Origin of the sequence: Weissella viridescens (assembly GCF_001437355.1) — a bacterium.
GTDB classification, from domain to species: Bacteria; Bacillota; Bacilli; order Lactobacillales; family Lactobacillaceae; genus Weissella; species Weissella viridescens.
On sequence record NZ_JQBM01000002.1, the window covers coordinates 320,001 to 332,867 of the forward strand.

General features: G+C 40.5%; 15 protein-coding genes, 1 tRNA gene and 1 other annotated feature. Of the genes, 14 read left to right on the forward strand and 2 right to left on the reverse strand.

Features of this window, described 5'->3' with window-relative positions:
- Window positions 1–130 precede the first annotated feature (130 nt).
- From IV50_RS04125 to IV50_RS04145, 5 genes are all read left to right on the forward strand, one after another.
- On the forward strand, window positions 131–1,012 hold the full coding sequence (locus tag IV50_RS04125; RefSeq protein WP_057745493.1) for a hypothetical protein: 882 nt from the start codon (window positions 131–133) through the stop codon (window positions 1,010–1,012).
- On the forward strand, window positions 1,005–2,351 hold the full coding sequence (locus tag IV50_RS04130) for a hypothetical protein (protein ID WP_069201673.1): 1,347 nt from the start codon (window positions 1,005–1,007) through the stop codon (window positions 2,349–2,351). The genes IV50_RS04125 and IV50_RS04130 overlap by 8 nt, the downstream gene beginning before the upstream one ends.
- A gap of 99 nt (window positions 2,352–2,450) precedes the next feature.
- Window positions 2,451–2,867 (forward strand): dUTPase, encoded by a 417-nt coding sequence (locus IV50_RS04135; protein ID WP_236697695.1) that lies wholly within the window; start codon window positions 2,451–2,453, stop codon window positions 2,865–2,867.
- Between the two features lie 64 nt (window positions 2,868–2,931).
- A tRNA-Arg gene (locus IV50_RS04140) sits at window positions 2,932–3,005 on the forward strand.
- A gap of 346 nt (window positions 3,006–3,351) precedes the next feature.
- Entirely contained in the window at window positions 3,352–3,759 is a 408-nt protein-coding gene (locus IV50_RS04145; RefSeq protein ID WP_057745499.1) for a DUF4231 domain-containing protein, read from the forward strand.
- A gap of 34 nt (window positions 3,760–3,793) precedes the next feature.
- On the opposite strand, the gene IV50_RS04150 is transcribed toward IV50_RS04145, so the two are convergent.
- Window positions 3,794–4,327, reverse strand: coding sequence for a TM2 domain-containing protein (locus IV50_RS04150; protein WP_057745502.1), 534 nt, complete (start codon window positions 4,325–4,327; stop codon window positions 3,794–3,796).
- Between the two features lie 137 nt (window positions 4,328–4,464).
- Here IV50_RS04150 and IV50_RS04155 point away from each other — a divergent pair, with 137 nt between their 5' ends.
- The 6 genes from IV50_RS04155 to IV50_RS04175 all read left to right on the forward strand — a co-directional run bounded on the left by IV50_RS04155 (window position 4,465) and on the right by IV50_RS04175 (window position 9,419).
- The gene (locus tag IV50_RS04155; RefSeq protein WP_057745505.1) at window positions 4,465–5,091 is read left to right on the forward strand and encodes a GyrI-like domain-containing protein; all 627 of its coding nucleotides are present in this window, start codon (window positions 4,465–4,467) and stop codon (window positions 5,089–5,091) included.
- A gap of 1 nt (window position 5,092) precedes the next feature.
- Window positions 5,093–5,251 carry a hypothetical protein gene (locus IV50_RS07835; RefSeq protein WP_156405011.1) on the forward strand — a complete coding sequence of 53 codons (159 nt, stop codon included), beginning with the start codon at window positions 5,093–5,095 and terminating at the stop codon, window positions 5,249–5,251.
- A gap of 11 nt (window positions 5,252–5,262) precedes the next feature.
- Window positions 5,263–5,727: an NUDIX hydrolase gene (locus IV50_RS04160; RefSeq protein ID WP_057745510.1), complete on the forward strand. Its 465-nt coding sequence runs from the start codon at window positions 5,263–5,265 to the stop codon at window positions 5,725–5,727.
- Window positions 5,728–5,810: 83 nt separating this feature from the next.
- Entirely contained in the window at window positions 5,811–6,167 is a 357-nt protein-coding gene (locus tag IV50_RS04165; RefSeq protein WP_057745512.1) for a VOC family protein, read from the forward strand.
- Window positions 6,168–6,221: 54 nt separating this feature from the next.
- Window positions 6,222–7,121 (forward strand): alpha/beta hydrolase, encoded by a 900-nt coding sequence (locus IV50_RS04170; protein WP_057745515.1) that lies wholly within the window; start codon window positions 6,222–6,224, stop codon window positions 7,119–7,121.
- 54 nt (window positions 7,122–7,175) lie between these two features.
- Complete coding sequence (locus tag IV50_RS04175; RefSeq protein ID WP_057745518.1) at window positions 7,176–9,419, forward strand: ATP-binding cassette domain-containing protein; 2,244 nt, start codon at window positions 7,176–7,178, stop codon at window positions 9,417–9,419.
- 61 nt (window positions 9,420–9,480) lie between these two features.
- On the opposite strand, the gene IV50_RS04180 is transcribed toward IV50_RS04175, so the two are convergent.
- Window positions 9,481–11,454 (reverse strand): CDP-glycerol glycerophosphotransferase family protein, encoded by a 1,974-nt coding sequence (locus IV50_RS04180; protein ID WP_057745521.1) that lies wholly within the window; start codon window positions 11,452–11,454, stop codon window positions 9,481–9,483.
- Window positions 11,455–11,637: 183 nt separating this feature from the next.
- Here IV50_RS04180 and IV50_RS04185 point away from each other — a divergent pair, with 183 nt between their 5' ends.
- From IV50_RS04185 to rpmA, 3 genes are all read left to right on the forward strand, one after another.
- The gene (locus IV50_RS04185) at window positions 11,638–11,841 is read left to right on the forward strand and encodes a hypothetical protein (protein WP_141324831.1); all 204 of its coding nucleotides are present in this window, start codon (window positions 11,638–11,640) and stop codon (window positions 11,839–11,841) included.
- Between the two features lie 97 nt (window positions 11,842–11,938).
- Window positions 11,939–12,010: a sequence feature (ribosomal protein L21 leader region), on the forward strand.
- A gap of 39 nt (window positions 12,011–12,049) precedes the next feature.
- On the forward strand, window positions 12,050–12,352 hold the full coding sequence (gene rplU / locus IV50_RS04190) for a 50S ribosomal protein L21 (protein ID WP_057745527.1): 303 nt from the start codon (window positions 12,050–12,052) through the stop codon (window positions 12,350–12,352).
- 27 nt (window positions 12,353–12,379) lie between these two features.
- Window positions 12,380–12,691, forward strand: coding sequence for a 50S ribosomal protein L27 (rpmA, locus tag IV50_RS04195; RefSeq protein ID WP_057745530.1), 312 nt, complete (start codon window positions 12,380–12,382; stop codon window positions 12,689–12,691).
- Window positions 12,692–12,867 lie beyond the last annotated feature (176 nt).

Below are 12,867 nucleotides of genomic sequence, written 5' to 3' on the forward strand. Positions count from 1 at the left end.
AAGTTTTCTAAATGTTTTAAAAAAAGCCCTTTATCTGCTTACAGATACGGGCTTTTTTTGTGTAACGCGTTATAGTAAAGGAGTAGTAGTATCCTAAACACACACTAAGAAAATTTGGAGGGACAAAAAGATGGAAAATATGCCCTACATTCAGACGGAAATTCCGGATAATGAAAACGTATTAAACAATAAATTAAATGCAAAGGTGAAGTATGTTGAAGACGTCACCACTGCCCTAAATGAACATGATGATCGTCGTGTCTATGAATTAATTAATAGTAAGAAGTACAATGAATTAATCCGTGGGGTGGAACATGCGGATGATAATCGTTCTTTGGCTAGTTTGGTTACAGATTTGCAACCAGATTTGAGTCACCACTTAGCTGATAAATTGATTCAATATCTCGCTGAAGCGTTTCCTTTCTTCTACTATCAAGAAAGTGCTTTGGGTGTTTTTGAAGTTTACTTTGGAAATTGGTGGGACCGTGCTTATTTTGGACGCCTAGACCCCATTAATGTGCAATTTAAGTTCAAGCAAGAAGAGTATCAGAAGTTAGTTGAGTCCGTTCGTTTGGCAGCTAAGGGACAACGTTACCATTCAGCAGCTATTGATGAATTGACAAAAACTAACGAAGAATTGCAACAACTTGTGGAAAAGCAAGGCGAACGTAATACGCAACGTCAAAATCTTGAAAACCAATTAGCCCAATTAGATGAAAAGGGTGGATTCTTTAACCGTCCTTCAACTGAAGAGCGCGATAATTTGAAGACGCAGTTGTCAGCTTTGGATGAAGAAGATGAACAAGCTGAAACAGTACCAGACCAAATCGAAAAGAATAACGCAACGATTTTGGCCTATTCAAAAGAAGATACCATTTTGATTTATGAGCAACGTGCGATTAATGAAAAATTTGGATCTTTTGATCAATTTGAGGCGGCTGCTAAGTCCCTTTATGTTGATTATGTTAAGCAATTAGCTGCTGTTGCGGAGGGAGGTCAAGCCGATGCCTAATCAATTACAGAACCGCGTTGAAAACTATGTTGGACTGTTAAATCAAAACATTCATGCCATTCAAGATGAGTTAAATCAAACGCAACAATTAGTTGAGAGTAGCGAACCTGGGACAGTACACTTGATGGCTGAACAGTTGATGCAAGCCCACCTAGAAACACAGTGGGTGCAAGTACCTCGTCAATATAGCCACGCAGATTATTTCTTAATTGCAATGGATCGTTTTATGCAATTAGATGGGGTCACTGGATATAGCGTTTTATTGCCTGTTGAAAAAGAAACTGTCACTTTGGTGATGACTAACTTAAACGTACCCGCCGCATTTGCCTTTGAAGAAAACAAAGATCAAAACGGTGGCGCCTATTTTGTTGAGTTATCAACGGGTGAACGCTTGTTCTACTGGTCGCTTGAACGTAAGCAAATTCAATTCAACGCACGTGGCATTATTGATTTGTTAGTTGGTAACTTTGCCAAGCAACATGTGACTGTTGAACAAAACCAAATTATCGCAACGATGTTGACGGAATTTGGTCGCTATATGGAACGGGTTTTCAATTACAGTGTTGATTTCAACTTGCTAGAAACTCGTGATGACGACGTCTACCAATTAATCCAACACGCTGAACCACAAGGCATGTTGGATAAGCTCTTCGTTTTGTCGGCTGACACCGATTATTTCTTACAAAGTATTCCAAATGGTGCCGGTGTCATGTTAGATGATAATACTGAAGTCCGTATTTTCTTTGTGAATGATGCGAATGCACTTGGTGCACAACGTTGGCATTTCCAAGTTATTGATGGTCGTGATCAGTACTCATGGTTAGATATTCTTTTGAAGTATGACTTTATTGCCAACTGGTACCTTTCAGAAACGGATACGCTTGAAGTGAGCTATGATCAGTTAGTCTTTGCTGTTCAAACAACGCAGCCGACTGATATTCAATCAATCTTTACTGCTGAGCAAGGAACAACACCAATGCTAGATGAGGAAGTGCTTGCAGCTAAACGAGCAGCTGAGGCACAGGCCAAAGAAGCTGCAGAAAAGGCAGAGCGTGAAGCTCAAGCAGCTACTGAAAAGGCAGAAAAAGAAGCACAGGCAGCTGAAGCTAAGGCTGAAGCAGAAGCTCAATCTGAAAGCGAAACGCCAGAGGCTGCAGTTGACGATGCAACGGTAGACCCAACTGAGGTAACTTCAGAGACAGATGATACTGAGACAGCGGTAGATAGTTCTGAGAGTACGTCGGCTGATGCAACATCGGCGACTTCGACAAGTGGGAAGACGTTTGAAGAGGAGATTGGAGAAGCGCTTAATTCTTCAAATAACACATCGGAAGGATAAAACACGATGCTACTAGATTTTGCGAGTTACTTACACGATACTAAATCAATGTTTGGTGAAGTTAGTGGTAATTGGGAGCGACCCATAAAAAGGGATGACATGTTATTAAATGATTATCTTAATTTGGATATTTCATTGAGTAATTTGATGGCGGCGACCCATACAACAAACGCAAATGTTCCTGATCCAGTACCTGGCGTACCAGATACGGAAGCTGTTGATTTGTATGCGCAAGCCCTAGTTCAGTTCTTGTGTGTGAGTTTGAAGCAAGACTGGACGCATTTGATTGTTTTGGAAGATGAAGATTTGGATGCCTTTAAACGCTTCCCACAACGTTATCTTTTACATCAATTTGCGGGCATTAAAACAATGTTATCGAATAGTTATCACCAAAAACGCCAAGATGATTTTTCACATGCCTGGCGCTCTTTCCTAAAGTTAGGGCTAAACGAGTTAGCCTTAGAGCCAGTTGCCATTGATGCAGCTGTGCGCAAAATTGTAACACCAGAGAATTAGCTTGCGCCAAGCTAATTTTAGCCTTACAATAGTTAGATAGTTGCTTTATGCAAGCTATCTTTCTGGACCCGTAGCATAACTGGATAATGCACTCGGTTTCTACCCGAGCGATTGTGGGTTCGAACCCCACCGGGTCCATAATAAAAAACCGTCAGCCTTGCGTTGACGGTTTTTTATTTGTACAAATATAAGGCGATAGAAGTCACCATTGAATTCAATACAGACACCGGTATATATTTGATCGTCTATGCTTTCAATCGCACAAACAACTTGACCGCCATAAATGAATGGCGAAATGTTTCGGGGATTATAGAGTGTTTTTGCTTGTTCATACATATCGTTCCAAATATTCATAAGGTGTATTTCCTTTCCATGAGTTCGTTGATTAAATGACGTCTTAATGTATTGATATAAAAGCTTGTTGCTAGCCATATTTATTGCTAAACTAATTTAGTTAACTTAAAAGACATGGGAGAGTAGGCAAATGGATTTTGACAATGTTGTGGCATCTTTAGATGCACAAATTAAACATATTACAAAGAAAAATAAAGGGTATATTTGGATTTCAAATATTCTAAGTATGGCCAATATTTTACTGTCATCAAGTATTCCAATCTTAATTTCAATGGCAGAAAAGAATGTGAACTTACTTTTGATGGTATCAATTTTTTCTGCATTAATTACATTAGTTCAAACTTTTAAATCAACATTTGGTCTTAATAATAAGATTCAAAATACGGCAATGGCGATTGCGTATTTGAAGAAAGAAAAGTTGCTTTTTGAAACGAAAACGACACCTTATGATCAAGATCAAGAAGAGAATATGCATATGTTGGCGCAAAATATTGCCTCACGGACGGATGATATTTTGGATAGCTTGAAAGAACAATAATATATAAAGCTAACTCACACGGAGTTAGCTTTTTTTATAATTCATCGTGGTTATCGGCCAGTGATGTACTGATTGAAGCTGAAATTGAGGTGCTCGTTGAAGCGAGGCTCATACTAGTTGCGTGGGTTTCTGCGATAACCTCAGACTCAATAACTGAATTTGGTTGGATTAATGTAGTTGCTGAGACAACTGGGTACGCCGCAGCGCCATAAGTGGTGTCATCTGTATGGAAGGTGGTTGCCTCTGTTTGACGGCGATCCAACAGATATTGTGCGGTTGTCCGTTCAACTTCGGCTTCATCAGCGCGTTGCCAACCGGGGATTAAGCAAAGGTCGACAATCATCCAGATATAAGTAATGAAAATACCGAGTCCGAATGTTAAAAATGGAATTAGGGTCATGGCGACAGCAGTTCCAGTTTTACCACGGTAATAACGGTGTGCGCCAAAGCAACCGAAAGTTACGGCTAGAATATAAGTTGCGGCCTCGCTTTTTGTCCGACGTTGAATTTCAGCATCGACCAAGGTTTGCTCAGGTACGGTTAACTGACGTAGTAATTCGTTATTCATAATAGCTCCTATCGTAGGGTGGTTAAGTGTTGCTTTAATTTAATGAAATTATATCATGTTAATGATAAAAATATTAGAATGTGCCAAATTAACGAATGATATTTGTTATAATAGAGTCATTAATAGGGGATATGCGTATGAAATTTGATATAAAGAAAACAAGCGGTTATCATGCCACAAAGAAACCACAAATTTTAGAACGTCCGGGTTATCGCTGTCTCTGTATCAATGGGGCGGGTGATCCTAATGGAGAAGACTTTTCAGTCGATATTCAAGCGATGTATGCATGTGCATATGGATTGAAAATGGGATACAAAAAATCCGGCATCGAAGCTAACGATTTCGATGATTATGTGGTCCCGCCGTTACAAGGTTATTGGACAATCAATGAACGTGCTCAAAAATTGGGAACATGGACGAAAGCGGATTTAGTGTATCGCTTAGAAATTGTGATTCCTGAGTTTGTACCTGATGCTTTTATTCAGGAGACCCTGGCAGCAACGCAAACGGCAAAGGCTGACGTCGAGCGCATTGATCAAGTCAGTATCGGAACAATTGCACCGGCAAAAATTTGCCACATCTTACATGTCGGACCATACGATGACGAGCAGAATAGTTTTGATACGATGCATGCTTTCATTAATGCTCATGGAGCAGTTCGAACAAGTAAGACACATCGAGAGATTTATTTGAGTGACGCCCAACGGACCGCACCCGAGAAGCTAAAGACGATTTTGGAAGTGACCATAGCGGAGGAGGCATGATATGGACGTTGGTATTTTATTGATATTATTCATTGTGGGCGTGATTTGTCTCATGTATGGTGTTCAGGGGCATAGTTCAATGCGTAATCGTACGATACTCACAGTTGCAGGATTGGCTTGTTTGATTGCCGCCACCTTCTACTTTGTCTTGAATGTGTGAGGGGAATCATAATGAGTGATGATTATATTCATAGCCTGCGCGAAGCAGTGGGGCATCAGCCGATTATCTTGAATTTTGCAGGTGGTATTTTAACGAATGCCCAAGGAGACGTGTTGCTGCAGAAAAGAACTGACTTCAATGCTTGGGGTCTCCCAGGTGGAGCCTTGGAACTCGGTGAAAGCCAGGCTGAAGCGTGCCAACGTGAATTTAAGGAAGAAACCGGTCTTCGAGTGAAAGTGACGCAGTTATTAGGTAGCCTATCAAAGGCAACACAACGCTATCCAAATGGCGATTTGGCACAAACAATCGTGACGATGTTTAAAGTCGAAGTGGTTGGTGGCACACTTGAAGTCGCGAATGCAGAAACTGCAGACCTAGCCTTTTTTGCATTAGACAATCTTCCTGAGATTTTTAATGACCAGCATCAAGTCGTGTTAACCCACTATCGTAAGGGCCAATATCCCTTCTATGATTAAAAGCGTAGAGACATAAGCTGACATAATAACGCGCTGACGAGGAAACAAAATAGATTTGGGTACTTCATAAAGGAGCAATAATAATGTTTAATAAAATGCGAGTGATGTTATACGTTGACGATGTGCAGGTAATCAGTGACTTTTGGCAGAAGTATGTGAAAGCTGAGATTGCTGAAACAAATGCCTTGCCAGATGATTTTAAAAATATTGTCTTACAAGTTGGTACCCAGATGCAGTTGAGTCTTTTTGATAAGACGTTTATTGAGAAGTATTCACCAGAGGTGCTTGGCAATACGCCATCGCTAATGCTGTTTAGCGATGACTTTGAAGCATTGCACGATGCAATTCCCGGAGCACTTGATATTATGGAAAACAACGGTCAACAAACTTTTGCTTTTCCTGATCCAGAAGGTAACTATTTTGTAATTGCCAAAGCTTAGATGCTGACGCTTTCAACGTAACTCCTAAACCAAAACAATAAGAGGTATAAAAATATGATTCCATGGAAACCGAGCAAGCAAGATTATTTAGCAGACTTAGATTACTTACGGGAGCAAGCGTTGTTCGAAAAGAAAGGTAATCTTAAGTACAAAGCCAAAGCAGGTCTAAATATGCAGCCTGGTTATGATGATCCGATTATGGAACAATGGAAGGCTGATAATTCAGGGCCTTATACGCCGGATTCAGAACGTACGAATGAATTTACATTAACTGAGCCAACCCAATATGACCAAATTGGGTTGCAGATGCAAACTACGATGGGAAGTGAGTCCATTGATATTTCTGAAGACGTTGCAACGGAGCGCGTGGTTACTGACACTGGAACAATTTTATATGTTTACCAGCCAGCAACATTGGATGCCGATTTAACCCCAATTGTGTTCTATCACGGCGGTGGCTGGGTTGGTGGTGCACCGCTTGTGCCACAAAATTTCCTTAAGCACTTAGCCCAAATAACGCAACGAACAGTGATCAATGTTGATTATGCCTTGGCGCCTGAGAAAAAGGGGAAATGGGCCGTTGAAGAGTGCTACGCCGTACTAGCATGGTTGGCGACTGATACAGCTGATTTTGTTTCAAGTAAACAGTTCATCATTGGCGGCGATAGTGCTGGTGCTAATTTGACGGCGGCTGTCAGTTATTTGAATGAAAAGAATCATACACATTATGTTGAAAAACAGTTTATGTTCTATCCAGTATTGACATTAGACGTTGATCAGACGAAGGATGTGACTTGGGAAATCGAACGTTTTGGTGTCGAAGATGCTGAGATTAAGGCTAGCCTAAGTAAACAAATTCAAGAAATACCACAGGGATTGCCGGTCATGCACCAAATTTATGCTGGTGGTGAAGATGCAACGCACGAAGTTAATGAATGGCTACAATCAAAATAATTGACGTACAAGATAGCGCGGATGCTATCTTTTTTAATCTACCGGGAGTAAAATATGCCAGAAACGATTCAACTCATTAATGCACATGAAAATAATTTAAAGAATATCTCGCTGGAAATTCCAAAAAATAAAATCACGATTTTTACAGGTGTTTCTGGTTCAGGAAAGTCATCAATTGTATTTGATACGATCGCACAAGAGTCAGGTCGTCAAATGAACGAAACCTACTCTGGAATCGTGCGGACGTTCTTACCAAAGTACAAACGGCCAGCCATTGATGATATTAAAGGACTTTCTCCAGTCATTATTGTGAATCAAAAGCCCATGGGTGGGAATGCTCGTTCAACTTTGGGGACGACGACCGACATCAATTCGTTATTTCGGATTTTGTTTTCGCGATTCGCGACACCACATTTAGGCGACTATGCGAACCTGTTTTCATTTAATGACCCGCAGGGGATGTGTCCAACATGTGAAGGCTTGGGCCGGATTATTACGTTAAACATTGATGCAGCGTTTGACCGGACAAAATCATTGAACGAAGGACCGTTTATCTACCCTGGTTACAAAGTTGATAGTATGCAATGGCGCACTTATGCCGAGTCTGGCTTCTTTGATAATGATAAACCCTTGCAGGATTATACGGATGAAGAATGGCATCAGTTCTTATATGGTGAGCCAACCAAGGTGGAAATTACGTATAAGAAATCAAAATTAGAAGTGACGTACGAAGGCTTTGTCACGCACTTTATCCGGACGCAAGTAAAGACTGATAAGGAACAAACCAAGACATCAGCGAAAATCATGGATGAGTTTAGCGTGGCTGAAACGTGTCCAGATTGTGAAGGTAAGCGCTATAATGATCAAGTTTTGGCATCAAAAATTGATGGTTACTCAATTTTTGATCTCACTGATATGGAATTAGATCAATTAACAACTGTTTTAGCAGATTTAGAGGTTCCGGAAGGGGCGTCAGGACTAATTGATGGTATTAAGGAACGTGTTGATAACTTGATTGAAATTGGGTTGGGCTACATGGCATTAACACGTGAAACCAGTACGTTATCAGGTGGTGAGTCTCAGCGTGTGAAGATGATTAAAAATCTTTCAAGTAGTTTGACAGATATGATTTATGTCTTTGATGAACCAAGTACAGGGTTGCACCCTAAAGATGTTCACCGAATGAATGATTTGTTAGCTGAAATTCGGGATATTGGTAATACAGTTCTGGTTGTTGAACATGATCCAGATGTTATTAAAATTGCAGATTATATTGTTGATGTTGGACCTCATGCTGGGGTTAACGGTGGTGAAATTATGTACACTGGTAGTTATGCGGGTCTCTTAGAATCCGATACGCTAACAGGACGTTCTTTGAAGTTGGCATTACCATTCAAAGAAACGCCACGCCCAGCCGAGCGTTTTATTCAAACTCAAGCCAGCTCATTGCATAACTTGAAGGATGTTGCGCTTAGTGTACCGGAACAAACGTTGACGGTCTTGACTGGTGTTGCTGGATCAGGAAAAAGTTCGTTAATTAAGGGTGTGTTCTTACCAGAACATCCAGACGCCATTTACATTGACCAAAAGCCAATTCACACCAATAGTCGTTCAAATCCGGCAACTTATATGGATTTGATGACACCGTTGCGTAAGCTATTTGCAACAGCGAATGATGTGGATTCAGGATTGTTCAGTTATAATTCAAAAGGGGCTTGTACCGAATGTAACGGAACAGGAAAGCTACAATTGAATTTGTCATATATGGATCAAAATGACATTACTTGCCCACATTGTCATGGTAATCGTTTTGAACCAGATGTGTTGCAATATACCTATAAAGATAAGAATATCGTGGACGTCATGGAGATGCCTTTTGACGAAGCGTTGGATTACTTTGAAGCTAAGCCCATCTTGAAGAAGTGTCAACAATTGGTGGATGTTGGGTTAGGTTATTTGAGTTTAGGACAAAGCCTAGACACTTTGTCAGGTGGTGAAGTACAACGTTTGAAGTTAGCAAAGGAGCTAGCTGGTAAGAATGGTATTTACGTTTTGGATGAACCAACGACAGGGTTGCATATGTCTGATATCTCGTTGATTTTAGATATTTTGAACCGATTGGTGGATAATGGTAATACTGTAGTTGTCATTGAGCACAACGTGGATGTTATTCGTCAGGCTGATTGGATGATTGACATGGGACCGGCTGGTGGAAACGCCGGTGGGGAAATCCTCTATACGGGTACCCCAGAAAGTTCAGTAAGCGATGCTAAGTCAGTGACTGGACAATATTTGTAAGCAAAAATAAAATGGTCGTAGACTTTATTGTCTACGACCATTTTTATTTAGTAGTTAATAACTATTTTTCAAATCGTTTTTGAATGGCTTTCGTCAAACGTTTACGTGCATGTGTATCCATCTGCATATAAACATTTTCCGGTAGCTGTGAACGTTGGGCGTTCGTTAGATGTTCTTGACGAAGCGCGTTCTTCAAAGCGAATAACACATCGTCTTGATTATCAACGACCGGACCAACAATATCGTGTGGATCAATTGCAAAATGACGATTTTCAACAAGTTCATCAAATTGGTAATAAATGACAGGACGATTTTGCAAAGCAAAGTCGAAACTCACACTTGAGTAATCGGTAATCATGACCTGATTGCCACGGAGTAATTCTTGAACATTGTTATGCGCTTTATCAACAATTTTAACGAAATCAGAACTAAATAATGGCGCATATTTTTGCATGGCCGGATGCAAAACAAATGAAATATGGAGATGTTTCCTGCGGGCCATCTGCTTTAGCTCAGGACTGTTAATTAAAGCCATATATGTTTTAAAGAAGAGGCTATCTTTAAATTCCTCATCAGTGGCATCAATTAACTTACGACGACGGGTAGGCATGATTAATACATGCTTACGTGCTTTGAAACTAGACCACATTTTATTGCGAAGTAGTGCGTCGAAACGTGGTAATCCAGTGAGTAAAATTTGGGGCTCGGTGTAACCGAACTCTTCCTCAACGAACTCAACTTCACGTTTTGAACTCACAACAATTTGCTCATTTGCATCAGGCGTTTGGGTAATGCGTTGAGCCTTTAATCCGGCAATGCCATGTTGGAGGTCAATTTTCTTGGTTGCTGATATTTTTTCAATTAAATAATCTGACTTAAACGGTGCCAAATTGGCAGAGTTATGCGTATGCAAGAACAAGTCTGTTTGTAGGAAAATTTCCAGATGACGCGGACTTTGGAAATCAAGAATCTGATCAGGATACTTATCAATATTTTCCTTTTCAGAAGAATCCGCGCGAATCACATAATAAGTATCGAATTCCTTAGAGTGGTATTTGTTCAAATAGTTGAACATCACACTACCGTTATCGTGTGCTTGGCCAATAACTTCACCAATTAAAATAATTGGACGCGCATTCGCATTGTCGGCAGGTACAATTGGGAACTTCGCCTGGTAGGCTTTCAACTGGAGGTATAGGTTCTCCGGAATGTAGCTAGCAGCATAGCTCAATTGTGTATTTTGCAGCAAGTTTGGTTGAATCAATAAGCACGTCGATTGGTTACATTTAAGATATAATTCATCGGAAGTGCAATCTGTCTCAACTAAAAGTCGCTGTGGCACAGGTTGAATATCTTGTTTGTCTTGTTCAATTTCAAGCCAGAAGGCATAGTCGGTTGTTTGCGCATCAACTTGGTTCGATGGTGTGAAGTTGAATGTTTGTGCCAAATCAATTGGTGAAAATTCTGCGACGACACGACTCTTGAATAAACTTTGCCCCATATCAAAGGTGCTGGTCATAACACTTTGGATTCGCTCAACTTGTTGTGTATCATCCTGACCAACCAAAATATTGATATCAGAAGGTTCAACTGAAGTTGAGTACACATCAAGGGTGACCTCAATGCTGTTATTTTTTTGAACGAAATTAATGAGATTGGTATTACGATAAAGCGGTAAGCCAGATGGTTGATTATTAATGGTGAAACACATCTGTCCTTGCACATCCATAAAGAGATAGACCTTTTCGCGACCAACAGTAGCAGTCAAGCGATTCTCGGGGATGAAATAGTTCTCAATACTAAAATCTATCGGTTCTGGTTGTGCAGGTGACCCATAGATTAAGCGTGCTTGTGCCAAATTTTCTGACTTCAAAAAATTGAGCACTTGTTCGTCAGTGATTGTGTAAGTATGCGCACCTTCATCTGAGAAATAAGTGTCAGAATTTACGCCTTCAATCCGTAAACTCGGTAAAACCATTTCGCTTGAAATGATAAACTTTCCTTCAGCATAGTGGGCTTTAATAAATGTGGCCATGTATGTGCACGTCCTTCCGTATAGATTTGTATGTTTACATTTATTGTACAATTTAAGTTTCAAATTATAAATAAATTAGTTGCAGGCTTAAGGGTTCATTAATTTATTCATGCCAAAGCATATAAAAATGAGACTAAGACGCCTATAATGATACAAAACGAATAATGGATGGAATGGATGATGATGAAAAAATTATTAACTTGGCTCGCCGGCGTGAGTTGGCTTGGACTTATTTCATACATTGGTTGGGCAATGTATAACCATGATCTTATCAGTCAATGGCCAATCTTTGTCCATAATCAACCCCAAGGCCTAATTGGTTGGGGGCTGGTTACTACGGTCATTTTGACTTTAATCGCTTGGGTGTGGCCGAAACCGCGGATTTAACTAAGAGAAAAGACTGATAAAAACGGGATTAATGCGACATTACTATTGTAATTGAGCCCTCGTTTAGGTATAATATTCATGTTGTGTTTGTGTGACCCACAAACTGCAACCATTCGTCGCCTGTATTAAGTGGTGCAAACCCGCGGGCACGGTGAGTCTAAGTTGTCGCTAGAAATAGCATTATATATTATAGGAGGTCTGCAGACTCATGGCAGCATATGCAATTATTGAGACTGGTGGTAAGCAATACAAGGTTGCCGCTGGTGATACAATTTACGTTGAAAAGCTTGACGCCGAAGCCGGTGAAAAGGTTACTTTTGACAAGATCGTCTTCGCTGACGGTAAGTTCGGAACACCTTACGTTGAAGGTGCATCTGTAACAGGAACAGTTGAGAAGCAAGGTAAGGAAAAGAAGGTTGTTACTTTCAAGTACAAGCCAAAGAAGCACTCACACTCAAAGCAAGGTCATCGCCAACCATATACCAAGGTTGTCATTGACGCTATTGCCTAAGACATCGGAAAGAGGAGGATTTAAATCATGCAATTGAATTTGAACAACTTGACGATGCTTTCTCACCACAAAGGTGGAGGTTCATCAGCCAATGGTCGTGACTCAGCAGGACGTCGTCTAGGAACGAAGCGTGCTGATGGTCAATCTATCAAAGCTGGATCAATCATTTACCGCCAACGTGGAACTCACATCTACCCAGGTGTAAACGTTGGTCGTGGAGGCGACGATACTTTGTTCGCCTTGACTGATGGCGTTGTAAAGTTCGGTCGTATGGGCCGTGATAAGCGTCAAGTTTCTGTTGTTTCTCGTGAAGAATACAACGAAATCATCGCTAAGTAATTAAACTTAAATAGAGACTTACCAATTCATTTTGGTAAGTCTCTTTTTTGTTGGTCTGATATGGCCTTTGGGGCGTTTGGACTGCGGGAATGGATTGAGAAGTTAAGACAGTTTGATGGGCTTAAATTGCAAATCTGTCTATATTTGTCCAAATCTGACTTTGAAAAGGACAACTG